The 26,187-nt window shown below is 63.9% G+C and carries 22 protein-coding genes and 1 pseudogene; 3 read left to right on the forward strand and 20 right to left on the reverse strand.

Going from position 1 to position 26,187, the window contains the following annotated elements:
• The 10 genes from M3I54_RS38055 to M3I54_RS38105 form a co-directional block, all read right to left on the reverse strand.
• Window positions 1-2,146 (reverse strand): ImcF-related family protein (locus M3I54_RS38055; protein ID WP_254345037.1); only part of this gene is annotated, 2,146 nt, incomplete at its 3' end.
• Window positions 2,127-3,407, reverse strand: coding sequence for a hypothetical protein (locus tag M3I54_RS38060; RefSeq protein WP_254345039.1), 1,281 nt, complete (start codon window positions 3,405-3,407; stop codon window positions 2,127-2,129). The genes M3I54_RS38060 and M3I54_RS38055, both read right to left, overlap by 20 nt.
• A complete protein-coding gene (locus M3I54_RS38065; RefSeq protein WP_254345041.1) occupies window positions 3,407-3,667 on the reverse strand; it encodes a PAAR domain-containing protein in 261 nt (86 codons plus the stop codon). The genes M3I54_RS38060 and M3I54_RS38065 overlap by 1 nt, the downstream gene beginning before the upstream one ends.
• A gap of 25 nt (window positions 3,668-3,692) precedes the next feature.
• Entirely contained in the window at window positions 3,693-4,313 is a 621-nt protein-coding gene (locus M3I54_RS38070) for a hypothetical protein (protein WP_254345044.1), read from the reverse strand.
• Between the two features lie 20 nt (window positions 4,314-4,333).
• Window positions 4,334-4,987, reverse strand: a complete 654-nt coding sequence (locus tag M3I54_RS38075) for a hypothetical protein (protein ID WP_254345049.1) — start codon at window positions 4,985-4,987, stop codon at window positions 4,334-4,336.
• A gap of 2 nt (window positions 4,988-4,989) precedes the next feature.
• Window positions 4,990-7,401: a hypothetical protein gene (locus tag M3I54_RS38080; RefSeq protein WP_254345054.1), complete on the reverse strand. Its 2,412-nt coding sequence runs from the start codon at window positions 7,399-7,401 to the stop codon at window positions 4,990-4,992.
• Between the two features lie 73 nt (window positions 7,402-7,474).
• Window positions 7,475-9,841, reverse strand: a complete 2,367-nt coding sequence (locus tag M3I54_RS38085) for a type VI secretion system tip protein VgrG (RefSeq protein WP_254345056.1) — start codon at window positions 9,839-9,841, stop codon at window positions 7,475-7,477.
• 442 nt (window positions 9,842-10,283) lie between these two features.
• Window positions 10,284-11,402, reverse strand: coding sequence for an exo-alpha-sialidase (locus M3I54_RS38095; RefSeq protein ID WP_254345059.1), 1,119 nt, complete (start codon window positions 11,400-11,402; stop codon window positions 10,284-10,286).
• 58 nt (window positions 11,403-11,460) lie between these two features.
• Window positions 11,461-11,730, reverse strand: coding sequence for a MoaD/ThiS family protein (locus tag M3I54_RS38100; protein WP_254345061.1), 270 nt, complete (start codon window positions 11,728-11,730; stop codon window positions 11,461-11,463).
• A gap of 162 nt (window positions 11,731-11,892) precedes the next feature.
• Complete coding sequence (locus M3I54_RS38105) at window positions 11,893-12,696, reverse strand: hypothetical protein (RefSeq protein WP_254345063.1); 804 nt, start codon at window positions 12,694-12,696, stop codon at window positions 11,893-11,895.
• Window positions 12,697-12,873: 177 nt separating this feature from the next.
• On the opposite strand from M3I54_RS38105, the gene gcvA reads away from it, so the two are divergent.
• Window positions 12,874-13,782, forward strand: a complete 909-nt coding sequence (gcvA, locus tag M3I54_RS38110) for a transcriptional regulator GcvA (protein ID WP_254345065.1) — start codon at window positions 12,874-12,876, stop codon at window positions 13,780-13,782.
• Between the two features lie 29 nt (window positions 13,783-13,811).
• Here the strand turns inward: gcvA and M3I54_RS38115 are convergent, their stop codons facing one another.
• The 3 genes and pseudogenes from M3I54_RS38115 to M3I54_RS38125 form a co-directional block, all read right to left on the reverse strand.
• The gene (locus M3I54_RS38115) at window positions 13,812-14,618 is read right to left on the reverse strand and encodes a sulfite exporter TauE/SafE family protein (protein WP_254345067.1); all 807 of its coding nucleotides are present in this window, start codon (window positions 14,616-14,618) and stop codon (window positions 13,812-13,814) included.
• A gap of 40 nt (window positions 14,619-14,658) precedes the next feature.
• Window positions 14,659-15,831, reverse strand: a pseudogene (locus tag M3I54_RS38120) (cysteine desulfurase family protein); the annotation flags it as partial.
• Between the two features lie 196 nt (window positions 15,832-16,027).
• Window positions 16,028-16,291: a DUF6723 family protein gene (locus M3I54_RS38125; protein ID WP_254345069.1), complete on the reverse strand. Its 264-nt coding sequence runs from the start codon at window positions 16,289-16,291 to the stop codon at window positions 16,028-16,030.
• 214 nt (window positions 16,292-16,505) lie between these two features.
• Here M3I54_RS38125 and M3I54_RS38130 point away from each other — a divergent pair, with 214 nt between their 5' ends.
• Window positions 16,506-17,774: a multidrug effflux MFS transporter gene (locus M3I54_RS38130; RefSeq protein ID WP_254345071.1), complete on the forward strand. Its 1,269-nt coding sequence runs from the start codon at window positions 16,506-16,508 to the stop codon at window positions 17,772-17,774.
• Window positions 17,775-17,793: 19 nt separating this feature from the next.
• Here M3I54_RS38130 and M3I54_RS38135 read toward each other — a convergent pair whose 3' ends face one another.
• The 7 genes from M3I54_RS38135 to M3I54_RS45510 all read right to left on the reverse strand — a co-directional run bounded on the left by M3I54_RS38135 (window position 17,794) and on the right by M3I54_RS45510 (window position 25,773).
• Window positions 17,794-19,422: an FGGY-family carbohydrate kinase gene (locus M3I54_RS38135; protein ID WP_254345079.1), complete on the reverse strand. Its 1,629-nt coding sequence runs from the start codon at window positions 19,420-19,422 to the stop codon at window positions 17,794-17,796.
• A 307-nt stretch (window positions 19,423-19,729) separates the two neighbouring features.
• Window positions 19,730-20,458, reverse strand: a complete 729-nt coding sequence (locus tag M3I54_RS38140; RefSeq protein WP_254345081.1) for an SDR family oxidoreductase — start codon at window positions 20,456-20,458, stop codon at window positions 19,730-19,732.
• A 34-nt stretch (window positions 20,459-20,492) separates the two neighbouring features.
• Window positions 20,493-21,788, reverse strand: coding sequence for a sugar ABC transporter permease (locus M3I54_RS38145; protein WP_254345083.1), 1,296 nt, complete (start codon window positions 21,786-21,788; stop codon window positions 20,493-20,495).
• Between the two features lie 11 nt (window positions 21,789-21,799).
• Complete coding sequence (locus M3I54_RS38150; protein ID WP_254345085.1) at window positions 21,800-22,606, reverse strand: ATP-binding cassette domain-containing protein; 807 nt, start codon at window positions 22,604-22,606, stop codon at window positions 21,800-21,802.
• Between the two features lie 60 nt (window positions 22,607-22,666).
• Window positions 22,667-23,725, reverse strand: coding sequence for a sugar ABC transporter substrate-binding protein (locus M3I54_RS38155; RefSeq protein WP_254345087.1), 1,059 nt, complete (start codon window positions 23,723-23,725; stop codon window positions 22,667-22,669).
• A gap of 135 nt (window positions 23,726-23,860) precedes the next feature.
• Window positions 23,861-24,829, reverse strand: coding sequence for an AraC family transcriptional regulator (locus M3I54_RS38160; protein ID WP_254345090.1), 969 nt, complete (start codon window positions 24,827-24,829; stop codon window positions 23,861-23,863).
• Window positions 24,830-25,530: 701 nt separating this feature from the next.
• Window positions 25,531-25,773, reverse strand: a complete 243-nt coding sequence (locus tag M3I54_RS45510; protein ID WP_375542284.1) for an H-NS family nucleoid-associated regulatory protein — start codon at window positions 25,771-25,773, stop codon at window positions 25,531-25,533.
• A 48-nt stretch (window positions 25,774-25,821) separates the two neighbouring features.
• On the opposite strand from M3I54_RS45510, the gene M3I54_RS38170 reads away from it, so the two are divergent.
• The coding region (locus M3I54_RS38170) for a transposase (protein ID WP_254345092.1) at window positions 25,822-26,187 on the forward strand (366 nt) is incomplete at its 3' end.

Genomic DNA, 26,187 nt, shown 5'->3' on the forward strand with positions numbered 1-26,187 from the left:
TCAGCTCGTCGGCGCTCCTCCTTGCTTCGACTGCAGCCTGCGTCGCGTCAACCGCACCCTCCACGGCGGTCGCGCTGATCCGGGCGGTCGGCTGGTCGCCAGTCAGCACCCAGTCACCCTCGACATGCTGCCCTTTCACCGCATCGTCGATGGTTTTCTCGACGACGCCCTCCCACGCTGCGCGCGTGAAGATGCCCGGCACCGTCTGTGTGGTCGTGAAGAGACCGTGCGCGTCAGCGCCGACGAGCAGCGTTGCAAGCGACACGTCGGCGTACTTGCCGCGCGCCTCATCAAGCACGTGCTGGTAGAGCACATCGTCGCTCGCGGCCAGGCCGATCTGGTTGACGAGCGTCGAGCGCATCTGGGTGACCAGCGGGATCGACGGATTGATCCGCCAGCCGGGATGTGCCTTCAGATGGTCGGACCAGAAGCCCGCGAGCCGCTGCGAAACGTCGAGCCATTCGCCCGCGCGCATGCCGGTGGGCGCGGGCCAGACGTCGAGCAGTTGTTTCCTGAGAAAGGTTGCGTCGGTACTCGCCGGGGTGGCGAGCATCAGGTACGCCTTCAGGCGGTTGTAGGCGAGCTGCTGCGCGTCATGGCTCTGCTGTTCGTCTGCACGGACCTGCGAGAATGCGCCAAGTTGCCCTTCGAGCGCCAGCACGACCGGCTGGCGCAGGTTGCGGATAGCCACGGCCTCATAGGGCCGCCAGAGCGCGTCGAGCAGTTCGTCGTTGTGCGAGAGACCCGCGCGCAGATACCACGCTACACCATGGTCCCGGCGGTATTCGAGCGTCTCTATCTGCTGCTGCAGGGCGAGCTGCGAGCGCATCGCCTGCGGCGAACCTGGCGTGGCCTTCAGGGCAACCGCAGCGGTTGTTTCGGCATCCTTGACAAGTGCGTGGTTACCGAGGCCCGAGATTACCAGCAGGACGATCCAGGCGATGGCCCCAACGAGGACAGCTATCGCGAGGGCATCGGGCCAGTAGAAGCCCGCGCGTCTGCCCCGATGGCGGGACGCCCCGCCAGCGATCTCTTTCCATACCGGGAGCAGCGCGGCGGGCTGCTCGCGCGTGACCGTCACCACATGCGGCGTGTCAGCGGGCTGGCCTGGCGTCGCGTCTGCGTCGACGACCGGCACCGGTACGATGGTCGGCCCCGGAAAAACCGGCGCGAACATGACACCCGCGAGCGGCGCACGCAGCCAGTTCGACGCGGCAAGCGCGCCCAGGCTGGTAGCGATCCGCCCGGCATGGTCGCCGACATACTTCGAGACTTCCATCAGCCAGGTCGCCTTCTCCTGGGTATAAAGGTGTACGCCCGAGTCTGCTGTCCACCGCTCGACCTCGTTGAACAGCTCCGGCAGTCTTGCGGCGGATTCCTGCGCCTTCCTGCGCGGCTCGTTGGGCATGAAGGCGCCGACCGCGTCGAAGCTTTCGGACGGCCTACCCTTTGCCTCGACCGGATGCAGGAACGTAACGGGTGCGGCCCAGCCGAGCGCGGTCGCGGTCATCGAGAGCGCGCGGGGTAGGTCCGTATCGGTCTCGTCGGCGCGTGCGACGTGGACCAGACCATCGACCGGGCGACGACTGCGCAGGTTGCGGATCTGGCCGAGCCATTTCCCGGTCTCGATACCGTCCGGCGCAGCGTGGACGAGGACGGTTTCGCCGATGTGCATAACGCCTGCCTGCTTGAGCCCGGGCGCGACCTGATCGACCCGCTCGTCGCTACCGTCGACCATCAACCAGCGCAGACGGTTACGCCAGAACCAGCCATGTGCGACGCGCAGTTCATCGGCCATGCGTTGGAGCCGCGCGTCGCGCTTGAGCGGCTTTGCCGCTTTCGTGCGGTCGCCGGTTTCAGAGCGGAACAGTCTGGCGGCCCCGCCGTATGCAGCCGTCGATACCGCGAACAGGTGGGCGATCACGACGACAACCAGCACGATCGGTATACCGATCAATAGCCGCATGCGAAGTGCGCCATCCGCGATGCCAAGGCGGCCATTCCCGAACCAGACCAGCAGGAGTGCGGCGATGGCGAGGACGAGCGCTGCGAGGGGCATGCCCCAGATCGCCGCGGGGCTTGAAGCCGGTTTGCTGGCGACGGCTTCAGGCTCAATGTTCTTCAGGTTATTTTGGGGAGTCGTCATGCGTGGATGCGTTGGGTTGTCCTGCGGGTATGACGTGGAGAATGGCTGACTGCAGCCCGTCGACAACCAGTTGCGGGCCGTCTGTGGCGCCGGCCTCAATGGCAGCCGCAATTGCCAGCAGGCCGTTTGCCGCGCCCACGTTACCGACAATACGATCGAGCCGGTGCTGTGCGGCGTCCTTCGACGCGGCCTGAAAACCGGCGGCAGCGAGGGCGCGGTCGCTGCGCTCAACCGGACGCGTGATCCACGCGCGCGTCACCGCCGCGGCCTTAGCCTTGCCCCAGATCGCGGCATTCGCAAAACCGTACTCGGCCTCACCGTCGAGCCCCTGGACGGGACGGTGCAGGGCAGCCTTGTGGCGGACTTCCGGCGGAAGCCTGAAGTAACCGGGATCGAGCAGCACGGCACTACAACCTTCGGCACAGCCTTCGTCGATGGCATCGTCGTACCATGCTGCGGCGACCGCGAGAAGCGGACGGCTCTCGCGCGCGTCGAGCCAGCCGTCGGCTACCAGCAGACCATCGGTCGCGGGAACGGCCTGAACATCGAGTGGCGGTAGCGCAGCCAGCCGCAACGCCTCCCCAACCTGGGCCAGGCGACGGGCCGCAGTCTCCGGCCCGGCCAGCACGCGTACCTGCGGCCAGTACGGCTTTTCGTATCGCGTCAGCGCCTGGATATTGCCGACCAACGGTTCAAGCGCAACACGGATCATCTGGACAGCGGTAGCAACCTCCATCAGCACGCCTGCGTCGCCGCCCTCGCTTTCCTCTTCTCCCGCCACGGGCAGCCCGGCCAGCAACGGGTCGTGGTCCTCAAAGCGATTGCACGAGACCTTGCCCGAGCCATGTCGGGCACTCTGCGTCTTCAGGAGCGAGTGCTTGCCAGCGAGAACCTCAGCAAGGGATTTGCCCGCCAGCGGCAGACAATACCCAGCACTAACTACATGCAGCGGGCGCTGCGCGAACCGGACTCTCTCCCTGAGCCAGCGGTCGCGATGATGGTTGCGCCAGTACGCGCGATACCAGAGGACCTCGTAGCCTGCCCGGGCAAAACCGAGCAGAACCAGGAACACGCCGTTCGGTGCGCCGACCATCCAACTCCAGAACTCGAGGCCACGCGCCGGCTCACCCTTCGGCCACGCAAGCAGCACAAATAACGGGCCGAAGACGTTAAACACGAACCACGTAGCCGCCCATGGCCAGAAACGCATTCTGTGCGGATACCCGCTGGCGCGTCCGGCGGGAGAAAGATCGACCGGCATTACTCGATGTTGAAATTCATGAGCGACGAGAGCAGACGGCAGCCGCACGCGCAGCGGGAATGATGGAAGGCAACCTCCTTGCCGTCGCGATCGGGAAATTTGGCGTAGCCCTCGTCAATCGTGGTTGGTCCATGCAGTTCGCAGATCGCCTCGTCGCCCTTCCGGGCGAGCGGCCGGCCCATCACCTCGAACCACGGTGAGCCGCCTGTGACTTCGCCGCCGTGTTCGAGTTTGTCGCCTTTACGGATAGGAGATTGCATAGATTAGTCAGACCTGTTGTCGATTTCAGTTATGTATCGGCACGCTGCGATTGAAAATAAATGCCTGGCCATTCCACAAATATTGATTCAGCGAATAGTCCGGGTTATCTGGATCGGCGACACTGTACTCAAGAATCATCGGGATTCCGGCCTTGTTGACCTGGGCCTTGACGCCGGTTCCATACGAGATAAATTGAAATGCGTACTCGCCATTCTTTTCCGCGAATACCCCGGTGTAGGAGTTGGTCGCCGTCAAGGTCGGCACAACTAGACACACCGAAAGGACCTGTCCGTGGAAGCGCTCTTCGTATTCTTGAAATTGCAACCCGGCCTTGAAATCCCCCATGGAGCACGAGTCGCTTGCGCCACAGACAAATTTCTGCATTTCCGCGTCTGCGGACAGTTTTTCAGCCATTCTCTGCCGCTGAACATCAGTCCCACAAGCGAATACCGGTCCGGGAAAGACAAAAAGCACAAAGAAAATGAATTTCCTTTCATAGCTTCCGCTTCTCCAATGACGCTTGAATGGCGTGAGCGGTTGGTATATCGCAATTTTATTTTTCATTATTTCCGACACTCCACGTTTACCGTTTCCGCAACCCGTCACTGGATTACCGTTTGTGTCAACCAGCGGCTCTGTTGCCATATTTTTTCACCGGATAAGCGTCACTGGTCAACAGGGATACTTGCTGGCGCGGATTTTCGCCCTGAAAAGTCAATAAATTCGACGCTGCGAAGAATATCAAGAGCGTATGGGAGCAGATTACTCTTCGGATCACTAAGGTACATAACGGGTTCACCTCCGCACAAGGCGATGGCTCCGTGAAAAATACAAAATGACAGGTAGCGCTCACGCTGCGCCGGATCGCCATCCCGATCGTCTTGGATTACATAAAATCCGTTCCCGTTGACTGCATCCAGGTTACCCACCTTGGTGAATTTGCTCAAAAGTTTTGCATTTCTTTCGCTATCGAAGTAAGGGATCCAATTTTTTCTATTTCCGTCATAGACAGCACCATGCTGCCGTGCGATCTCCTCTTTGGATTGATCCATCAAACTGGCGCAAACAAAATTTATGCCAGACTTCAACATCGGCGCTTTAACGGGTGGTTCTTCTGTCCAGTAAGACGCATTCAATGGCATTCCGCTGGCTAGATGACCTTTGAAATAGTCCTTGACGCTGATAACACATTTTTGCCCCATGTCGACCACGAGCCTAGATGGCTCGGCAATTGCAACGGCGCTATCCGTAGCATACGAGACGAATGGGATGATTACGAAAATGATCCCAAGCAAAACTACACGCAATTTGTCACGCATGTTCAATCTCTCCGTGGAATACGTCCCTCAGGAAACCCCAGTGAGGGAACCCCAGACGCATCTGGAAATTTGACTTCTGCCAGCACCGCTAGCGCCTGCGCGTAAGCCACGCACCGGGCGATGTAACCGTTAAAAGGTCTATTGGGTTGACCTACCGTACTGGGGAGATTCACAACAGCTGACGCGTCCCGAAAATTCATACTGTGGTAATAGACCTTTCCAACTGGCGAGTTCGGATGGGAATGATGGGGATCAGGTGGTCGCCTGGCAGTTACTGCACGCCGCTCCAAAGCGATCGGTTTATCAGCGTAACGAGCCATGCCCATCTTGGCCCAGTAGTACCCTGCGCTATCGGCGGGAGCAACGGTGTCTTCAAGCGTTACAGGCTGGCCCTCGGCACTGACTTGCTCGCGCCACCCGATCATCACGGGCGTCACGCCACTGACCGGGTCAGCTAAATACATTTGGGCCTGCGCCCGATGTTGATTGGCTTGAGCCTGAGCATGTGCCAAGGCGTCACGTGTTGTTTGTGATATCTGGCCCTTACGTCCCCGAAAATCCCAGTAACCGATGTAATTTGACGAATGCGTAAGCTGAAGAAATCCTCGACCATCCCATGGGTAGTACCACTCACTACGATTGTTCTCATGCAATTTTTCAAACCATTGGGTTTCCTGCAAAGAATTTCCAAAGAACGCCGCCATGCGTTCAGGTGTAGAAATGGTGTATTTTCGCAAAGCACAATTTAACGGAATCCGATGTGTTTTAGCGAGATCTGCTCGACGCCTCGAATAGGCCACGTCTTCGTAATAGAGCCCGTGTGCTCCGGCTTCGCGCAGGACTTCAGTCGGTAACAGTTGTTTGAATTCGCTCGCACTTAACCACGCACACTTCCTGAAATGCCGGATAAACGCCAGCGGATGGAAGAACCAGAATTGCTGCCTGGCGAGTGGCGTCTTGTCCAGAAACTGAAATTTGCTCAGGAAATCGTTGAACTTGATGTACCCATCAGGGTTGGTATCTTTCTGCTTGCCGAAAAAGCCATGCGGATCGTTCAGATCCTTGTACCGTTCCGCGTTGTTGGACGGATCCCACTCGCTGCGCGCCTTGAACACCATCCCCCGGAGCTTTTCGTCCACGCCATCCGTGTTCTGCACGTAGCTGGCAAGCTGCAGGTTGACGTCATTGTTGTTGTTCGGATCGACTTCGAGCGGTTGCGCCGACGGCAGCGAATCCTGAATGCCGGTCAACCCGCAAAGCGTGGCGTAATCACATCGCCCGGCGTCGTTGAACGGCGTGTTGTCACCATCCACCCTTTGCCAACCCGTAAAGAACGGAAAATCCGCGTCGGACAGCTTCTTGATGGCATTCGGCGCGATGTTGACATACCCCAGCGTGCCATGCTCGTCGAATGGCACCGCGATCCAGGTGGCAGGGGGGGATTCGGTTGAGTCCTTATGCGAAAGAATGCGTCCAAACCGCAGCATCTCATAGCCATCGCTCGGACATGCCGGATAGAGGGCCATCGCGCGTTCATACAGGTCGTATTCGTAATGCTTTTGGGCGTTGTCATAGGGGTCCGCAACGGGGTCGGGCGTAAGCAAGGCCACGTTGCCACTGCCACCCCTATCGATCCACGCGCGCGTAAAGCGCTGCCCCTTGTTGAACGATGCCTCGACATAGAGCGTATCGCCTGCACCAAGCGAGCCGCCCGGCACACGGGGAAACCAGGTCTCATCCATACCCGCAGGCTGCGGATAGAACTCCTGCGGGCCGGAAATGACGAAGTAGCTGTGCCCCCAGTAGTCGCCCGTGGCCAGCTGAGCCGGCTTTTTCAGCCCGATCTGTACCGTGTCGAACCAGGCCGTGAAATCGCCGTCCGCCATGAAGATTTCGAAGTGAAGATGCGCCACGCCCTGATGCTGGCCGACGTAGCCGAGCATGTCCTTGCGGTACACCCTCTTCGTACCGCCCATCTGGACCATCCCATCCTTGCCCCCTGCCGTATCGAGCAGCCATTTGGGTAGCGCGTTCGTCGAGCCAGTTTCCGGCGGATCGTTAGGTTGGGGAACAATATCCTCCTGGCTGATCATGTCCAGCAGGTGCATGTAAAGCGAGTAATACGCGAGCGTGCGTCCGTCGCCCGTGTCGGTCGTGTGCCGCAGCAGAACGAAGCCGGCGTTCGAGTTCAGAAAAGGCTGCCCGGTCTTCGAATCGGTCGCGCCGTCCGAGATGCCGTTCTTGCAGACCCGGTACGCGACAACTTCCCCATCGGCGATCGCGCGCACCGGCTCTGCGTGGCCCGCGCCCTGCGTGCCAGGATTCAGATGGATAGCGCAATGAGAACGCCGGTCGAAGGTGACCGGCCAGACCCCGTGATGGCCAATCTCGAACTGGTCGATGAGATCCATCATGGGGTCCGGTTTCGACGCGTCGCTGGCCGTCGGGCCCGACGCCGGAAGAAAGGGAGGGCTGATGATCATGGCTTCAGTGGGATGACGAATACGGTTCGGAATTCTTCAGGCTGCTTTTCGGCAGGGACGGTAGCTGGGCCGGCACGTTGTCGGGTCCAACGAACGTGAACGAGGCCGCGGTGAACGCGCCAGGACAGTGGAAAGTCATGTTGCCGCCTTCGATTACGAGCGAAGCCCCCCCGCTGTTGAGCGTGATTTTCGACTTCGCCGAGACCTGAACGTCTGCGCTCTCGCTCGCGACGCGCAACTGCTTCTGCGCGAACAGGTCCATCCCGTCCGTCAACGCTGCCGCCGTAAACTTCCCCTTCGCAGCGGTCAGGTTGATACCGAGCTTGTGCGCGCATAGCGAAATCAGCTCGCCTGCCGCCATCCGTAGCCGCCTGGCGATGCTGACGTCCAGATGCTGGCCCGCCGTAACGATCATGTTTTCGCCAGCCGAGTGCTGGGCCGAGCGCGGCGTCACGAAGGCCATGCCCGCCGGGGCGCTCGCGAGCAACCCCGCGTCACGAAGCTGATTCAAGCCGTCGAGCAGCGCCGACTGCGTGGCGCGATCGGCAGGATCGGCTCCGGCCTGCGTCGTCGCGGCCGCGAGGTCCGTTACGCGCTGCAGCGCCGCTTCGAGTTGCGCGACGGCGGCAGGCATCTCAAGGTGCGGCGTATCGGGTCCAGCCGCCGCGTCCGCCGAGAAGAACAGCCCCTTCGCCGCGCGCATCGTGCCCCACGACTTCGAGGTAATTTCGTACCCCTCACCGCGAGGGAGCTTTTTGCTGTTGAGCAGATAGCCCTGATTGATCGCAGACTGGCCGTAGACCGTCGCGATACGCGCGCTTTCCTTGCCCTTCAGGTCATTGAAAACGATCTCTGCCCCGAGAAGCGGCGAGCGCCAGATCGCGTAACTAAACAGCGCGTCGGTGCTTCGTACGACATCAGGGTGCGAAAAATCGTGCAGGGCGCCAGCTATATGGAGACGATCGATATCGCCGTGGGCCCCGTCGAGCAAAACCTCGGTGGCGGGAAGCAGCGGCGAATGGAAGCCGCCCTGGTACGACGATGATGGACGTAGCAGCCGCAGGTTCAGCAGCTTGTTATTGGCGTTCGCCGAGCTCTGCAGGAACTTCGGTACAACGGGATAACGCCCGTATTCGTCCACGTATGCGTAGGGGGTCGAGTCCAATGTCGTGACCACGCCGACGACAGGCCCCGTCAGAAATCGCCAGTCCCGCTCGTAGTCAAACACCGGCCGGTAGGTCAGATGCGCGGGCATCGCCTTGAAGCGCGCAAAAGCGGGCTTCGTGCGGCTTCCCTTCATCTTGAACGACGTCACCACGAAGCCGTATTCGGCACTCGGCATCTTCGTATTGGTCAGCTTGATCACTACGCCCGGTGCAATGCCCTTCGCGTCGCTAGCGCCAGCGAGCGTCACTTGACGCGCGATCTGCTCGTCGCGTCGCGCCTGAGCGAGCGTCTCGCCCTGCTGCTGCGTCAGATGGAACTCCGCGCTGCGGCTGATCTGCCCGAACACCGAGCGGTCGTCCGCCTGCGCGGAGACTTTCGCCATGGCCCTGAGCGGGTCCTCCGGCGTCCGGTAGTTCCGCTCCCAAACTTCAATCGTCGCCGGTACCAGGGCGCGCTGCTCGTGAACCTCCTGCGCCGCCTCGTGCGAGTTGCTGTGCAGTCCCGCGCCGGCCAGCAGCGGCAGGTTGATCGACCGGATATAGGCACGCGGGTTGTCCGCGAACACGAGGATGTCCAGCAGCCCGTTCTCGCCGCGCTCCTGCCGGTAGAACCAGAAAATGCCCTTGCGCTTCGCATGACGTGCGATGAAGTGCCAAATCGACTCCTCGTACATCACGATCTGCTGCATCTTCTCCTGCGGCCCTTCGAGATGGAACTCGACATCGAAGGCGTCAAAGTTTTGCCCGTCGACCAGCTTCTTCCTGACCATCTCCTCGAACGTGACATCGTCGAGCACATCGGAGTGGACCATGCGCTTGCCGAGCGCGGCAAAGCGCGGTTCGATGCGCACCTCGTAGGCCGCCTCGTCGCGGCTTGTGCGGATACGCCTCCAGCGCGTCACCACCCCATTTAAGGTGGCCGCCGCATGATCGACGGGCGTCGTCCAGCTCGCCGACGGCACCGCGGCGCGCTCGTCGACCTGCAGGCCCGCGCGCCGCCCGACGTAGTCCTTGCCGTCAATGTCGAGGCGCGCAGACGTGACCGTGACAATGACGACGTAGTCCTTGCAGAATCCGCCGCGCACCTTGAAGTCGAGCACATCGAGATCATTCTCCTGCTTGCCAATCCACAGCCTGAAATGCTGGGTCAGGCGCACGCTCGGGTGACGCAGCGCATCGGTAAAATTCTTCGAGAGAGCATTCATTCCACGCTGTCCTGTGCGGTTGAAAGGAACGAAAACATAATCGTTGCGTCCGCAGCTATCGAGCGAAAAATCTAGGACTGCTCCCACAGTCCGTCAATCGCAATGACCCGACTCCATATGAAATTTCCGGCACTTTTGCCTGGCATCATCAAATAGGATTCCTTCTCTTTTTTGAGATTCGAATGCGCGATAGGGAAATCGGTAGCTAATGGCGCTCAGCGGGTGTGACTCAATCGCGCTGGCGAGCTGTCTGTTCGATCACGGCGATGGGTGAATCCAGCCGACGGCGGCGCTGACTTCGGCTGTATATAGGCGCGACGTCAACGGTGAATCGGCGGGAGCGATGACGCGCGACGATCCGCTCGTCGACATCACGGCGTGGGACAGCCGCAACTGTTCGCTGCGCGCGTAGCGAGGCGGGGTCGGATGCGCCTGCGCGCCGTCACCCGAACCGCACGCAATACACCGGCGGCAAATGCGCCGAAACGAGCCGCCAGTTTTCGCCGCCGTCGTCCGAGGTCCAGAGCGCGCCCGTGGTCGAGCCCATGGCGAGACGCGTGCCGGACTCGTCGATGTCGAGTCCGTGCCGGTACACGAGGTCATATGCCGGTGCGCCCGGCAAGCCGTTCGAGAAGCGCTCGAACGTGCGCCCGCCGTCGCGCGTGCGCGTGACGACGAACTGGCCATTCACGGGAACGCGGTACTGGTCTTTTTGGGCCGGCACGAACCACGCGGTGTCCGGCTCGCGCGGATGCACCGCGACCGCGAATCCGAAGCTGGAAGGCTGCGCTTCGATGCGCCGCCAGTGCGCCGCGCCATCGGTCGAGCGGAAGATAGCGCAGTGATGCTGGGTCCACAGCACATCCGGATTCGCCGCGCATTGCACCACGCGATGCGGGTCCTGCGCGTTGGGCTCGCCGCGCCGCTCGGGCGGCATGTAGTCGGCTTCCATGCCCTCGGCGGTGAGGCGCCAGTTCGCGCCGCCGTCGCCCGTCTGCCAGACGCCGCCGCACGACACGCCCACCGTCACGTGCCGGCTGTCGCGCGGATCGACCATCACCGAGTGAATGCCCGGCGCGTCGTAGCCGCCACCCGCCCATTCGCGCCGCTCCGGGCGGTCCCACAGCGAGCGGTTGAGTTCCCAGCTGTCGCCGCCGTCGGCGGAGCGGAACAGGCCACCAGGGATCGTGCCCGCCCACAGCACGCCCGGCTCGTCCGCGCCGCCCGGTTCGAGCGACCAGATCTGCTGGAGCGACCATGGCGCGGGCAGGCGGCCCAATGCGTCCGGTTCGCTGGCCTGAATGTCGTCGGCCGGCTGTGGCGGATAGACGGGCACCGCGCATTCTTCCCAATCCGCCATGCCCGCACGCCGGCGATGCAGCTTCACGCCGAAGTGGCCCAGGTTGAGTGCGGCATAAAGCGAGCCGTCGCGCGCGTCGGGCATCACCATGCTCACCGGCTCGCCGACGAATTCAGGTTCGCCGATTGTCCAGCCGCCCTCTCCATCGGCTTCCAGAACGAACAACCCCTTGCGGGTTGCGACCAGCAGTCGATCGCTCATCTTGCGTGCCCTCCTGTCGAGCCAGAGTCGGCGCTCTGGTCCCATGCAAAGCTGCGTCTCATCCGCCGGACAGCGCCTGCACGACGTACACCCGGCTCTGCTCGCAGAGCGCGTCGCTCAAATGCTCCCGGTCACGTAGCCGAACACCGTCCACGAACACCGCCAGATGCTTACGCAACGCGCCCTGATCGTCGAGGATATAGCCGCGCAAACGCGGCTGCTCGGCAAACACGGCATCGAACGCTTCGCGAAGCGTGCGCGCGTCGATCTCGCGCTCGGGCGTCGCGACGTGCCGCTGAATCGAAGCTGCGAAGAAGAGGTGCGCCATGGCGGGCCGGCGGTGCGGAAGTAGCCGCATCCGCCGGTTCTGTAGTTTAGGCCATCCACCGCGGGCGTCGAGTCGTTGGCACGCGCCGAAGCCGAAGTCCCGCGGTGCAGCGCAACACACGCGGCGTGGCCCGTCCAGGCCCGCCGGATGCGAGGCGAGCCGCTACGGCGCGCTGCCTTCTGGCTTGGACTTGCCGTGCAGGCACGGTGTCGGCAGACGCATGCGGTACAGGGAAATCGCCTGGATCGTGAGCACGCAGAGAATCGCTGTCCCGTAGGCGGCCAGCAGGTGCCAGCGCGTGAGCGTGAGGCTCAGCACGAAGAAGAACGACGCAAATCCCAGCAGTCCTGTGGTCATGCCGCGCATCAGTTGCTGCGCCGCTTCATGGCCGATCAGGCGGTGCGCGAACACGGCGAGGATGATCGCCATGAACGGGAACGACGCGAGCACGCCGCTCGCCTCAGGTCCGACGTAAGGCGCGATCAGCGTCACGCTCACGACGAGGCCGGCAATCAGCATCATGCGCGACGGCAAATCCCACCACGGCGGCGTGAGCCGCGCAGTTCTTGCCGGCTTGTTGGGAATGAGGTTGAGCGCCAGCGCGATGGCCAGAATGGCGAAGAGATATAGACCGTTGGCCGGCAGCGCGCTCCCTTGCAGCACGAGGGCCACGAGGGCAAACGTCGCGCCTGCGGCCGCAAGCGCCACCTTCCACCCGCGCGCCGCGAGCCTGCAATAGACGACGCAAAACGCCGCTTGTGCAGCCGTTGCGACGAGCGATCCCGCCGTAGCTTGCGCGGCGAACGCCGGTCCGTGCTCCAGCGCGAGAAAAACCGAGACCGGCCCCGATGTGAGCGGCAGCCCCACGAGCAACCCGCCGACTGCTTCGCCCCAGCGGCGAGCAGCGAGACTGGCGGCCAACAGCAACAACGGCGTAACGACGAGCTTGAAGAGCAGAAGATCCATGATGAGCGACGCAATGCGGCGAATGCCAACTTTCAGAAATGCGCGGCGGGCGAGCACTGGTTACGTTACGTCCCGCTGCTTGCTGCCCATATTGAAGGCCGTCAACGTGGCTGACAAACCATTTGTCGTCATATAATGCGTGAGCAAAACTCACACGTACCACACACGTCCGGCTCCATGTTCGACCGCCTTCCCCCGCTGCAAACCCTGCGCGCCTTCGAAGCCACCGGGCGGCTGCTCAGCATGACGCTGGCGGCGCAGGAACTGCACGTCACACATGGCGCCGTTAGCCGGCACATCAAGACGCTTGAAAGCCATCTGGGCGTGGCGCTCTTCCAGCGCCTCACGCGGCGCATCGTTTTGACCGAGGCGGGCGCAGAGTTCCTGCTGGCCGTGAACCGCGCGCTCGCTGAATTGACCAAGGAGTCCGAGCGCCTGCGCACGCACGACAGCGTCACGCGTCTGAAGATCAATGCCAGCGTGTCCTTCGCGAACCGCTGGCTCGCGCCGCGCCTGTATCGCCTCAAGGCCCGCCATCCGGAACTCGACGTCCACCTCGACGTGACCGATAGATACGTCGATCTCAACGACTCGGACGTCGATGTGGCGATTCGCTACGGCAGCGGACGCTATCCGCGCGTGCTGGCCGAGCGCATTCTCGACGAAACTGTGACGCCGGTTTGCAGTGCTGACTATCGGGCGAAGATGGGTGGGATGGCAACGGTCGAGAGCCTCGCGCGCTGCACCTTGCTGCACGAGGGCGGCATGCTCGCGAACTGGGAGCAATGGCTGGCACTGGCGGGGTTGAGCGGTGTGCGCAGCGATCGCGGCACGGCCTACAGCCATGGGAGCCTCGCGATCGAGGCGGCGATACGCGGCGAAGGCGTGGCGCTGGGGCGCAGCGTGATCGTGGCGGACGACATCGCGGCCGGTCGGCTCGTCGCGCCGTTCCCGCAGTTGCGTCTCGAGTCCGAGCGCGGTCATGACCTCGTCTACCGCATTGGCAGCCGCGACGAGCCAAAGGTACGCGCCGTGCGCGACTGGCTCGCCGACGAAATCGGGATCTTTCTCGCAGAGGCCGGTTGAGGGGCACGCGGGCGCAAGGCGCGATCCGGTCAGTAACCGAGCGCCACCTTCGCGAGCATGCCGCACGCCACGCAAACCAGAATGGCGGCGAAGCCCATCTGCGTATACCGCGCGGAAACGCGGTGCGAAACGTGACGCCCCAGCATCATGCCGGCGACGGTCGCGACGCTGAACCACAGCGTGAGGTCGAGCCGCAGCGGTACGCCGCGCAGCACCGTCGCCACCACGCCGCCAGAGCCCACGAGCGCGATGACCATCAACGACGTCGCGACGATGCCATGCATGGAGATGTTCGTGAGCTTGCGCAGCATGGGCACGATGATGAAGCCGCCGCCCACGCCGAGCAGGCCCGTCATCAGCCCCGTCAACGCGCCGGTCGACGCCAGCGCGAGCGCCGTCGTTTTCGACCACACGAGGCGCCCGGTGTCGGGATTCACGCGGCCCACGCAGAGCGGCGACGCTTCCTGCAGCGCGCGCTTTTTCCCGATGGTCTGACGCAGCAGCCGCACCGCCACGAACAGCATCACGCCGGCAAAGAGCGCAAACAGCAGGCGTTGCGGCATGGCTTGAGCGAGGCGCACGCCGAGCCACGTGGTCGGCACGCCCGCGAGCGCCATGCAGAACGCCGCGCGATAGCGCACGAGACGCTTGCGGAAGGCTTCGAGCGCGCCGATCCCCGCGCTGCTCGCCACGGCGATCAAGGCGACCGGCGTGGCCTGCTGCATGGGCCAGCCCATTCCCACCACGATGGCCGGCACGGCGAGAATGCCGCCGCCGGCGCCCGTGAGTCCCAGCAACGCGCCGATCATGGCGCCGAGAACGAGTGAAACGATCATCGAGTGCCGATGTTCATGGTGACGTTGATCGGCGGGATCAAGCGGGCACAGCGGCCGCTGCGGCCGGCAGACACGGCGCCACAGCGCGACGAATGCAGTCCACCGCGAAATCGACGTCGTCCTCCTTCGTGAAGCGCCCGAGACTCAAGCGCACCGTGCGGCTTGCCGCTTCTTCACCAACCCCGATTGCCGTGAGCACGTGCGACGGCGTGCCCGCAGCCGAGTTGCAAGCCGAAGTCGACGAGATCGCGAGGTCGCCGGTCAGCAGGAACGGGAAGAAACCCGGCAGATCGATCGTGAGGCTCAGCGTGTGGGGAATGCGCTTCGCGCGCGCGGCGTTGAGCGTGACGCCCGGCAACGCGAGCACCTCGGCCAGCAGGCGCTCGCCCAGGCGCGCAATGCGCTCGCAGTCCTCTTGCAGCGCCTCGCGCGCAATCACGCACGCCACGCCCATGCCGACGATTTGATGCGTGGCCAGCGTGCCCGAGCGCAGACCGCGCTCGTGGCCGCCGCCGTGCATTTGCGGCGCGATGCGCTCGAACGCCTCGCGGCTCACATAGATCGCGCCGATGCCCTTCGGCCCATACACCTTGTGCGCCGACATCGAGAGGAGATCGATACCCATTGCTTTGACGTCGATGGGCGTCTTGCCGAGCGCCTGCGCCGCATCGACGTGCAGCAGCGCGCCAGCGGCATGCACCACGCGCGCAATCGCCGCGACGTCCGTGAGCGTGCCCAGCTCGTTGTTGACCAGCATGAGCGACACGAGACCGGTTTCGGGCGTGAGCGCGGCGGCGACGGCCTCCGCCGTGATTTCGCAGTGCGCGTTCGGTGCGAGCCGCGTGACCGCCATGCCACGCGCTTCGAGGCTCGTCATCGTATCGAGAATGGCCTTGTGCTCGAGCTGGCTCGTGATGAGATGGCGCTGTTGCGTCGCGCGGTCCGCATAGCCCTTGAGCGCGAGATTGTTCGACTCGGTCGCGCCGGAAGTCCAGACGATCTCCTCGGCATCGGCGCCAATGAGCGCCGCCACGTCCTTGCGCGCCTGCTCGACGAGCCGCCGCGCCCGCTGGCCCGCGCCATGCGAGCTGGAGGCAGGGTTGCCGAAGTCGCCTTCCATGCCCAGACAGCCGAACATCGCCTCGATCACCCGCGGGTCCGCCGGGGTGGTCGCGGCATAGTCAAAGTAACGCAAATCGCCCTTCTCGCTCATCTTCGTTTCTCGCACAACGGAATTTCGAAAATGCTACGTGACGGGCGCTAAAAAATGGTTCCAAAATTAAGCGGATTCTCCAAAGAGAGGAGTATCCATTTCTCCTCGATCGGCCGTTTGCGAAATCAAATTCTCGGCACGTCCCGCCAGGCAGCGTGGCGACGTGGAGCCTCCGCCGACGGCACGCAGGGCCGACTCACCCCTCGGGCGTGGCAATGTCCGCGCGGATCAGCTCATCCGCGAGCGTGAGTGCCTGTTGCCTTGCCAGCGGACCCGTTGCGCACGGGCCCGGACGCGGGCAGCCGTCGAACGGATAGATGAGCCGCCCATCGGTCTTGCGGCGAATACGCAGCAATCCGTAGTAGCGGCCCGCGCCGTCGATCTGCTCGCCGCAGAAGACTTCGTAGTCTTCCGCGGTGGCCGGGCGGCGCGCGGCCTCTTTCGGCCTTTTCTCTGGCATGTCGACACTCCGCGAATATCCAGGGCGAGATATGCGGATGTCCAGCAAGCGCCGCGCCTGCGAGGGGCGTCGCACGGAAGTCGGCGATAACAGGCACAATACGCGCCTACGCCGCCGCGCCGGACGTTGTGTTCGTGATTCGAACGCGCTTGCCGAACCCGCAGCTCGATCGCTCCCGCGCCGCCGCACCGGAATCCGCCCTTTTCACGCTGTCATGACCCACGATCTGCCCGAACGTCGAGCCACCGCCGCACGCCCGGCGAACTCGCCGCGCTTCCTGCTGTTCCTGATCTGCCTGTTCGCCTCCGCCGGACAGCTCGCCATCGACATCTACGTGCCCGCGCTGCCGGCCATGGCGCGCTACTTCGCGACGTCGCCGCAGGCGATCCAGTCGAGCGTGTCCGTTTATCTCGCCGCCTACGCGCTCGGCCAACTCATCTTCGGGCCGATTTCCGACGCCCTCGGGCGCAAGCGCGTGCTGGCCTTCGGGCTCGTGATCTATACGGTCGGCTGTCTGCTCTCGCTGGCCGCGCCGAACCTGGAAACCTTCGTGCTGGCGCGCTGCCTGCAGGGCTTCGGTATTGCCGCGACCAATCTGCTCGCAAAAGCCATCATCACCGACTCGTTCGTGGGCACCGCGCTCATGCACGCGTTCACCTACATGTCGATTACGTGGGGGCTCGCGCCGATCATCGCACCTGTGATCGGGGCGCATCTGCAGGAGCTGTTCGGCTGGAAGGCCTGCCTCGTGTTCCTGCTCGTGTATTCGCTGGTGATGTGGGCGCTGCTGTGGCGCTTTCGCGAGACTTTGCGGCAACCGGTGCATCTGGAACCGCGCACGCTCATCGCAAACGCAGGCAAGGTGCTCGCGAGCCCGGTGTTCCAGAGCTGCTTTCTTGCCCAGGGCCTGTGCTACAGCATCCTGCTCGTATTCAACGTCGTCGGGCCGTTCATGGTGCAGAACACGCTGCACAAGCCGCCCACGTTCTTCGGCTATCTCGCGCTCGGCATCGGCCTGATGTATTTCCTGGGCGGCCTCTCGAACCGGCTGTACGGCCCGCGCCTGCCCACCGCGGAACAACGTCTGCGCGTGGGGGCGCGCGTGATGGCGGGCGCGGCAATCGCCATGCTCGTGCTCGCGCTCACGGTGGGCCTGCGCGTGTGGACGCTCGCCACGCCGGTTCTCGTAATGGGTCTGTGCGCGGGCGCGATGTATCCCACCCTGATGGCCAAGGGCAATTCGCTGTTCCCGCACATTGCGGGTTTGACGAGCGCGATTCTCGGCTGCGCGCTGCTGCTCGTTTCCTCGGCGATGATGGGACTGGCCGGTTTCGTCTCCGTGCACGTGCTCACGCCGCTCGCGGTGTTCTTCGTGCTGCTCGCGCTCACGGTCGTCGTGATGGTGACGAAGCTGCTGCGCCACCTCGCGCAGAGCCAGGCAGCCGCCGCCACGCTCGCGCAGCGCAGCGGCGAGGCGGCGTGAGCCGCTACCGGTCAAGCCATTATCGGATCGCGCGCGCCACGTCCTGCAACTGCGTGAAGGCGCGGTAACGCGCTTCGTGCAGCGCCGCGATCTCGCCCGTGGCCGGTGCGTAGACCTTGCTGATCTGCGACATCGCGGCCATCGCCTCGCGCGCGTTGTCGTATAGCCCGCCAGCCACGGCGCCCAGCATGGCCGCGCCCAGCAATACGGGCTCCTCGGCGTGGGTGGCCAGCACGGGCTTGCCCGTTGCGTCCGCAAGCAGTTGGCGCACGAGGTCGAGCCTGCCCGCACCGCCGCTGATCACGACCTGCTCGATTGGCGCGCCTGCCTCGGCCTGCACCTCGATGATCTGCCGCAGCCCATAGCCGATGCTGGCTATGCCCGCGACATAGAGCGCGACCAGGCTCTCCATGTCGGTCTCCATGCCGAGTCCCGCGATGACGGCCCGCGCGTGCGGATCGGCGAACGGCGCGCGGTTGCCGAGGAATTCCGGCACGACGTGCAGGCCCCGATCGTGCGCCAGGCGCACCGCGCCCGACAACCCCTCCGCAGCTTGCGCCGCCAGCCCGGCAAGCATCGTCGGTAGCGACAGGCCCTCGTTCGCCGCGCGGCTTGCGGCTTCCGTCGCGAGCGGATGCATCGCGAGCAACCGCTCGATCGCCGCGCCCGCCACCGACTGCCCGCCTTCGTTGAGCCACGCCCCGGGCACCATCGCCGCGTAGTACGGCCCCCACACGCCGGGCACGAACACGGGGTCGCGCGTGGTCGTCATCGTGCATGACGAGGTGCCGAACACATAGGCCAGGCACGCCTCTGGCTGCCCTTGCGCGCCAACCGTGCCGATGCCGCCCGCGTGCGCGTCGATCACGCCCGTCGCGACGGCAGTGCCCGCGCGCAGGCCGAGCTGCGCGGCCGCCGCTGGCGTGAGCCCGCTGCCGAGCGGCGTACCCGGCTCGACAATCGTCCGGCCGATGCGCGCGAAACCTTCGTCGGCAAGCACGCCAAGACCCACGGTGCGGAAGTAGCTCTCGTCCCAGCGCTGCTCGTGCGCGAGATAGGTCCACTTGCAGGTCACGGTGCAGGTGGAGCGCGAAAGATCGCCCGTGGCGCGCCACGTGAGAAAGTCGGTCAGGTCGAAGAACTGCCAGGCCGCGGCGAACACCTTGGGCCGGTTTTCCAGCAGCCACAGCAGCTTGGGCGTTTCCATCTCGGGAGAGATCTTGCCGCCCACGAAGCGCAGCACATCGTGGCCCGTGGCGTTGATGCGCTCGGCCTGCTCCACGGCGCGATGGTCCATCCACACGATGATGTCGCGCTCGGCCACTTCGGACGGGCCAACGGGCAGCGGCGTGCCGCCCTCGCCCAGCACGACGAGCGAACAGGTGGCGTCGAAGCCGATGCCGGCGATCTGCTCCGGCGAGATCGCGGCCTGCGCGAGCGCCTCCTTCACGGCCTGGCACACGGCGTTCCATATCTGCGTGCTCGATTGCTCGACAATCGCGCCGCTCTCGTGAAACACGGTGATGTCGTGTTTCGCCGACGCCACCATGCGTCCGGCAGAATCGAAAATGCCGGCGCGGGCGCTGCCCGTGCCCACATCGACGCCGACGGTATGGCGTGCGCCTCCAGCCTGGTTATTTGAGGTCATGGCTCGTTGACTGTGTGGTTAGGGCCTGTTCACGCTAATAACAGGCTTGCGAACGTGCCTTGCCGGCTGCAGTGCAAGGAGCGCGGCGCGCCGTTTGGCCGAGCCAAACAAGCGACGCGCGACGCCGCAATGCGGCCGGCAAGGTACGTTCCCCATACTAAACATTTTCATTCCAGGGGCTGGCCGCCAGAAGGGCCGATCGCCGCGTCATGCTCCTCACGAATACGTCGAGTATTCGCTTCGTCGCTATCCTCGCGCTCGGCCCTTCTGGCGGCCAGCGCAAGCCTGTTATTAGCGTGAACAGGCCCTAAAGATCGACACTGTTCGGCAGAATCACGAGGTCGCGAATCGTGACGTTGCGCGGCCGCGTGAGCATGAATACCACGCAATCGGCCACTTCCTTCGGCTGCATGAGACTGCCCTGGGCCAGCGCTTCGTCCATCTTCGCCTTGGGCCAATCGTCGAGCAAGGCCGTGACCACGGGGCCCGGCAGCACTGCGCCCACGCGCACGCCGTGCTTCGCGACCTGGCGGCGCACGGTGTGCACAAAGGCCTGCACCGCGAACTTCGAGGCCGTGTAAATGGGCTCCCACACCACCGGCACCACGCCCGCCACCGAACTCGTGAAAATAATATCGCCCGCCCTCTGCGCGATCATGTGCGGCAGTACCGCATGCACGGAGCGAAATGCGGCGTTGATGTTCAGGTTGAGCATGCGGTCCCACTCGTCGGGATTGCCGTTCGCCACCTCGCCGCCAATATATGCTCCCGCGTTGGCGTGGAAGATATCGAGCCCGCCAGCGAGATCGAGGATCCTGGGCAGCATGGCCGCATAGTCCGCGGGGTTGAGCAGGTCCATGGCGAGCGGCAGCGCATTGGGCCCCAGCTCCGCGCAACATTTCGCGAGCCGGTCCTCTGCGCGGTCGATCAGCACGACTTTCGCGCCTTCGTCCACGAACGCGCGCGCGCACGCGAAGCCGATGCCGGACGCCGCGCCCGTAATGGCGGCGACCTTTCCCTTGATCGATTCAGACATGGGTGACTTTCTCCTTGAGTCAGGTGCCAACGCCTCAGGCGCGGCCATGCGAAACACGCGACTGACGGGCGAGCGAATCGACGGTCACCGCAATGGCGAGCACGGCGCCCGTAATCATGAAGCGCAGCGACGACGACAGGTTCAGCAGTGTCAGACCGCTTGCAATCGACTGGATCACGATAATGCCCAGCACTGCCGACCATGCGCTGCCACGCCCGCCGAACAGGCTCGTGCCGCCGATCACGGCCGCCGCGATGGCGTTGAGGTTGACGTCGCCGGTGCCGGCCTGCTGGCTCGCTGAAGCGAGGCGCGCCGCGGTCAGCACGCCGCCGATCGCGGCAAGGCTCGCGCACAGCACGAAGGCACTCGTATAGATCGCGCCGACCTTGATACCCGCGCGCCGCGCGGCTTCGTGATTGCCGCCCACAGCGTGCATCGAACGGCCCCAGCGCGTGCGCGTGAGCGCGTACTGCATGACGACCGCGAGGCCCAGAAAGAGGCCGAACATCAGCGGCACGCCACGCCCCCGATTGAGATAGGCCACGACGATTTCGAGGAATACGGTCAGCACCGCCGCGCGCCCGATCAGGCCTGCGACAGAAGGCGCCGAAAGCCTGGCCGCATGGCGGCGCGTGCGCGTGCGCATGCCGAGCAGCAGGAGCACGATACCGGGCAGCAACGCAATCACGTGCGAGACGATGGGCGGGATCACCATCAGTTGCCCGAAATTCACCATCGCCGAGCCGTAGGGCAAATTGATCGAACCGGTCGAGCCGAGCACGTAGAGCTGCATACCGAGGATGGCGAGCAGGCCCGCGAGCGTCGAGACGAAACTTGGCATGCCTATCCAGTTGAGCAGCAGCGCGTACAGTGCGCCGATCGCCGCGCCCACGGCAATGGCGGCGACGATGGCGAGCAGCACCGGCCAGCCGTCGTTCACCCACAACGTGCCGACGATCGCCGAAGCGAAGCCGCTCATCGAGCCCACCGAGAGATCGATCTGCCCGAGCAGCAGCACGCAGACAATGCCAAGCGAAATGACGCCGACCGTCGAGCAGTCGAACAGCATGTTCACGAGGTTGTCGGCGGAAAGAAACACGGGGTTCAGGCTCGTGAATACCGTCCAGATGATCACGAGCCCCGCGATGACCGGGAGCGACCCCAGGTCGCCCGAGCGCACACGGTCGACGAACGCGGAGACGCTCTCGCCGACTCCGCTCGCATGCTTCACGCGCACGTCGCTGCGGTCGAGCAGCGTAGATGGCTTCGAATCGGGCTTCGAGGCGTCCTGGGTTTCAGGCTGCGGAGCGCCATGGATAGTCTTGCTCATGATCGTTCCTTTCATTGGACGTCCTGTTGCGCCTGGCGGCGGCCCGCGCGGCGCGACACCGCGTTTTCCGTCGCCCCGGTGATCGCCGCCACGAGTTCGGCGTTGGATGAGTCGGGATAGAAAATCCCGTTGTTACGGCCGAGGCGCAGCACGACGATGCGGTCGGCCACGGCGCGCACGTCTTCCATGTTGTGGCTGATCATGATGACGGCGTGCCCGCGGTCGCGCACACGCTCGATCAGGTTCAGCACCTCGGCGGTCTGGGCCACGCCGAGCGCGGCGGTCGGTTCGTCGAGCATGATGAGCTTCGGGTCGAGCAGCAGCGAGCGCGCAATCGCCACGGTCTGGCGCTGGCCGCCCGAGAGCGAGGCGACCACGTCGCGCACGCTGGGAATGCGCGCCGAAAGCTCGTTGAGGAGCGTCCAGGCCTTCACTTCCATCGTGACCTCGTCGAGCCGGTAAGGGCTCAACTCTCGGCCCAGGAAGATGTTCGCGACGACGTCGAGGTTCTCGCACAGCGCGAGGTCCTGGAATACCGTGGCTATCCCCAAGTCGAGCGCCGTGCCCGGATCGGACAAGTTCACCGGCTGGCCGCGAAAAGTGATCGTCCCGGCGCTAGGCTGGTGCACGCCCGCAAGAACCTTCACGAGCGTCGATTTGCCCGCGCCGTTGTCGCCAACGAGGGCGACCACCTCGCCCGCATGCACGTCGAGCTCGATATCCGTGAGGGCCGAAACCGCGCCGAAGTGCTTCGAGATGCCGCGCAGGCTCAGTACCAGCTCGCCGGGCGCGCCGCGTGTCGTGGATGGGTCAGTCATGGAATGGGTACCTCTTCGTTGCTCTCGAGGCCCGGCGCGCGCCGGGCCCAGCCATGCGCATCAGCCGCCGATGCCGAGCTTCTTGCAGCCATCGGCGTAGCGGCCCGTGCACAGGTCCTTCGTGTTCGCGAAGCCCTTGTCCACCACCTCGGCCTTGATGTTCTTCTGCGTGATGACGGCCGGCTTGAAGAGTTGCGTGGGCGTCTTGAAGAGCGTCGTTTCTCCCTTCACAGGCTTGCCGTCGAGGAAGCCCACGGCCACCTTCGCCGCCGCGCCCGCCACGATCTCGCTGGGCTTGAGGATCGTGTTGTACTGGTCGCCCGCGATGATGAGTTGCAGGCCCGCGGTGGTCGCGTCGTTACCCGTGACCGGCGGAACCGGATTCACGCCCGCCGCCTTGAAGGCCGCGATGGTGCCGCCTGCCGTGCCGTCGTTGGCGGCCACGACGCCCACGATCTGCGGCCCGAAGCGCGTGATCTGCCCGCTCACCCACTGCTGCGCCTTGGGCGGCGCCCACTCCGGCGTGTCGTACTCGGAGAGCGTCTTGTAGCCGCTGCCCTGCAGCCCTTCGTGAATGCCCTTCTTGATGAGCCCCGCGGCGGCGTCGGTCGGCGAGCCGTTCACTTCGAGCACGCCGCCCTTGCTCCCCGCAACGCCCGACGCCTTCAGTTGCTGCACGAGCGATTGGGCGATGGACTTGCCGATTTCCTCGTTGTCGAACGAGACGTAGTAATCGGCCGGAGTAGAAGGCACGGGCCGGTCATACGCAATGACCTTGATGCCCTGGCTCTGCGCCATATGCACGAGCGAAGCCGCGGCCGTGGAGTCCACCGGGTCGAGCACGATGACCTTCGCGCCCTGTGCGATCACCGAATTGAACTGTTGCTGCTGCTGCGAGGCATCCGCATTCGCGTTCTGGTAGAGCACCTTGCAGTCGGGGCAGAGCTTGCCCATTTCGGCCTTGAAACCGGGGAAGTCGTGCTGCTCGTAACGCGTGGAGGCCTGGTCGGGCATCAGGAACGCGACCGTACCGCTCGGCGCGGCGTAAGCCGACGTGATGCCCGTGAGGGCGAGACTGAGTGCGGCGGCGCCGATCAGCTGGGTGTGAAGTCGGGTCATCGGGTGTCTCCGTTTTTTGGTTGAATGCCTGGTAGGGTTGCCGGAACTGTCGTGCTGCCTTGTGAACGTGTGAGTTCGTCCTGCGCAATACGTGAAATGCGCACGGCGTTTGACTCTCTTTTGCTGGGCGATCCTCTAGCCGATGGCTGGCGCACCGTACACGGCTTCGCTCTTGCTGGCCGCGCTCGCGGCGTTGAGCCGCTGATACGATCGCCAGCGCGACGGCGACATTTCCTTGATCAACAGGAACTGGCGGTTGAAATTCGACAGGTTGTTGAAGCCCACCTGATAACAGATGTCCGTGATGTTCAGTTCGCCGGACATCAGCAGCTGGCACGCCAGATTGATGCGCAGCTGGTTCACGTAGCGCACGAACGACACGCCCGTATGGCGGCGGAAATAGCGCGAGAACGCGCTGACGCTCTGCCCGGCCAGTTCCGCCAGCTCCGTTTCGCGCAGCTCCTGCGAGAGATTCTTGCCGATGAAGGCGAGCACGTGATTGATGCGCGTGCCCGCATAGCGGGCTGGGTCGGCGCGATACGCCTCGCTTGCGAGTGCCGTGGGCTCCTCGCTTTGCACGAGCAGATCGAGCAAGTCGATGAAGAGCGTGACACGCCGCATGCCCTGTGCGCCCAGCATCTCGCGCAGGATCGGCTCGGCGGCCGCGCCCGTTTCCGGCGTGAACAGGAGCCCCCAGCGCGACGCGTCGAGCAGAGGTTCAACGCGCCTGAATTCGGGAAACGCATCGATCGCGCGTGCGATGAAATCCGTATCGAACTGGAGGACGAGACAACGTTCGTCCACCGGTTCGTCATGCGGCACGCTGCTCACCCAGTTGTGCGGCAGGTTCGGGCCGATCATCACGAGATTGCCGGGCGCGAAGCTGCCGATGAAATCGCCCACGAAATACTTGCCCGTGGTCGCGGTGATGAGGTGGATCTCGTACTCGGGATGGAAGTGCCAGCGCACCGTCCGATAGGGGTAACCGTGCGACCAGACCTTGAACGACTCGTCGCGCGGCACGGCGACCAGTTCGAGGTCAGGCTGGGAATGGGTGGCGCGGGGCGCGCCTGTGCGCGCCGTGGCTGCCCCAATGGTTTGCATCTCGACTCCTCCTGCACGGTTTTTTTCTTGTTCTGCGACGGCTGCTCGCGCATACGCTGGACCTACCCTAAGACCGCGCGCCGCCATGACTGAAAATTACCCGCCGCGGCGCGCATCCACCACTGAAAATCAGACCGCAGACTGATACTTTCTTGCATCCGGGTTAGTCCTGGGCCGATCCCAGTGTGCCGGAAGTCAACTTTTGTGCATAGCAACAGCCTCTCGCTGGCGAACTGCGAAACAGCTCAATCGCCACAAAAACGGCAATTGTTGCCACCGCTCGATTGAGGGCGAATCCCAAAGAGCGGTCAAAAGTCGCCTCCCCCCGCACGACGGGCACGTGTGATGCACAGGCAGGGAAAGTCCCAATACGAAATCGTCCTATGACATCGGAAACGGAAATTGACAGGACTAACTTGATCGCTCAAGCGCGCCATTCGGGCCGCGGTTCCTGAAACGAGGATGTCTTATGCGATTCGCCGAAACATGGCATTCCCCCACGCCGGGCCGGTCCCTATGGGGCAACACATCTACTCCCGACCACGACCAGTACGCCGCCCCCACCGGTCGCGCGCACACGCTGCCACGCCGTGCGATTGCCGCCGCAGCGCTGGGCAACGCAACCGAGTGGTTGCTTACGCGTCGAGTATAAAAATTTTCGCAAGAGCGTAAGAGCCTCGTCCAGCAAGGCTGAGCGGCCCTCAGCCCTGGATCAGGATGCGCTCGAGCTTCGTTCCTGCGATCCATCCCGGCGCCCTGCCGCGCCCTGACCAGGTGGCGCCGCTGCGCGGATCGCGGTATTTCGGCGGCAGAGACACATGTTTTGGCGGTCGCCCCGGCGTGGCGGAAACAGGTCGTGCTCGCTCAGTTCGTACAGTTTGCTGAGCGGACGTAGCTCGTCGATGAGCGTCTGCTTCTCTTTGGCGCGCGCTGCCTGGACCTATCCGTCATTTCGTGGGCGAGGCATATCATGAGAGGTAAAAATCATGGATATGCCGATGAAGAAGCGCACGGTAGCTTCGCAGGCAGCGGCCCGAGGGCCGCTGCCTGCCCTGCCTGAAGGCCTGCTTGACGAACTGGTCAAGGGGCCGATGACGCCCGCCGAGGTTCAGGACCTGATGCTGGCGTTCAACAAGGCCGTCATCGAGCGCGCGATGGGCGCCGAGATGAACAGGCATCTGGGCTACCCGCCGGGGCAGCCCAAGCCCGAAGGCCAGACCAACGAGCGCAACGGCGCCACCGGCAAGACGATCATCACGGATCACGGCCCGCTCAGGGTTGAACTGCCGCGGGACCGCGACGGTAGCTTCGAACCGATCCTGATTCCCAAACATGAGCGTCGTTTCACCGGCTTTGAC

The organism is Paraburkholderia sp. CNPSo 3274, assembly GCF_024206475.1.
Classification (GTDB): Bacteria; Pseudomonadota; Gammaproteobacteria; order Burkholderiales; family Burkholderiaceae; genus Paraburkholderia.

What these genes read in the sequence shown, in the direction of transcription:
- M3I54_RS38155 (WP_254345087.1), bottom strand. Translation starts at nt 23,725, where the DNA reads ATGACCCGACTTCACACCCAGCTGATCGGCGCCGCCGCACTCAGTCTC.
- M3I54_RS38135 (WP_254345079.1), bottom strand. Translation starts at nt 19,422, where the DNA reads ATGACCTCAAATAACCAGGCTGGAGGCGCACGCCATACCGTCGGCGTC.
- M3I54_RS38060 (WP_254345039.1), bottom strand. Translation starts at nt 3,407, where the DNA reads ATGCCGGTCGATCTTTCTCCCGCCGGACGCGCCAGCGGGTATCCGCAC.
- M3I54_RS38140 (WP_254345081.1), bottom strand. Translation starts at nt 20,458, where the DNA reads ATGTCTGAATCGATCAAGGGAAAGGTCGCCGCCATTACGGGCGCGGCG.
- M3I54_RS38125 (WP_254345069.1), bottom strand. Translation starts at nt 16,291, where the DNA reads ATGCCAGAGAAAAGGCCGAAAGAGGCCGCGCGCCGCCCGGCCACCGCG.
- M3I54_RS38070 (WP_254345044.1), bottom strand. Translation starts at nt 4,313, where the DNA reads ATGGCAACAGAGCCGCTGGTTGACACAAACGGTAATCCAGTGACGGGT.
- M3I54_RS38085 (WP_254345056.1), bottom strand. Translation starts at nt 9,841, where the DNA reads ATGAATGCTCTCTCGAAGAATTTTACCGATGCGCTGCGTCACCCGAGC.
- M3I54_RS38160 (WP_254345090.1), bottom strand. Translation starts at nt 24,829, where the DNA reads ATGCAAACCATTGGGGCAGCCACGGCGCGCACAGGCGCGCCCCGCGCC.
- M3I54_RS38065 (WP_254345041.1), bottom strand. Translation starts at nt 3,667, where the DNA reads ATGCAATCTCCTATCCGTAAAGGCGACAAACTCGAACACGGCGGCGAA.
- M3I54_RS38130 (WP_254345071.1), top strand. Translation starts at nt 16,506, where the DNA reads ATGACCCACGATCTGCCCGAACGTCGAGCCACCGCCGCACGCCCGGCG.
- M3I54_RS38105 (WP_254345063.1), bottom strand. Translation starts at nt 12,696, where the DNA reads ATGGATCTTCTGCTCTTCAAGCTCGTCGTTACGCCGTTGTTGCTGTTG.
- M3I54_RS38100 (WP_254345061.1), bottom strand. Translation starts at nt 11,730, where the DNA reads ATGGCGCACCTCTTCTTCGCAGCTTCGATTCAGCGGCACGTCGCGACG.
- M3I54_RS38115 (WP_254345067.1), bottom strand. Translation starts at nt 14,618, where the DNA reads ATGATCGTTTCACTCGTTCTCGGCGCCATGATCGGCGCGTTGCTGGGA.
- M3I54_RS38150 (WP_254345085.1), bottom strand. Translation starts at nt 22,606, where the DNA reads ATGACTGACCCATCCACGACACGCGGCGCGCCCGGCGAGCTGGTACTG.
- M3I54_RS38075 (WP_254345049.1), bottom strand. Translation starts at nt 4,987, where the DNA reads ATGCGTGACAAATTGCGTGTAGTTTTGCTTGGGATCATTTTCGTAATC.
- M3I54_RS38145 (WP_254345083.1), bottom strand. Translation starts at nt 21,788, where the DNA reads ATGAGCAAGACTATCCATGGCGCTCCGCAGCCTGAAACCCAGGACGCC.
- M3I54_RS38095 (WP_254345059.1), bottom strand. Translation starts at nt 11,402, where the DNA reads ATGAGCGATCGACTGCTGGTCGCAACCCGCAAGGGGTTGTTCGTTCTG.
- M3I54_RS38080 (WP_254345054.1), bottom strand. Translation starts at nt 7,401, where the DNA reads ATGATGGATCTCATCGACCAGTTCGAGATTGGCCATCACGGGGTCTGG.
- gcvA (WP_254345065.1), top strand. Translation starts at nt 12,874, where the DNA reads ATGTTCGACCGCCTTCCCCCGCTGCAAACCCTGCGCGCCTTCGAAGCC.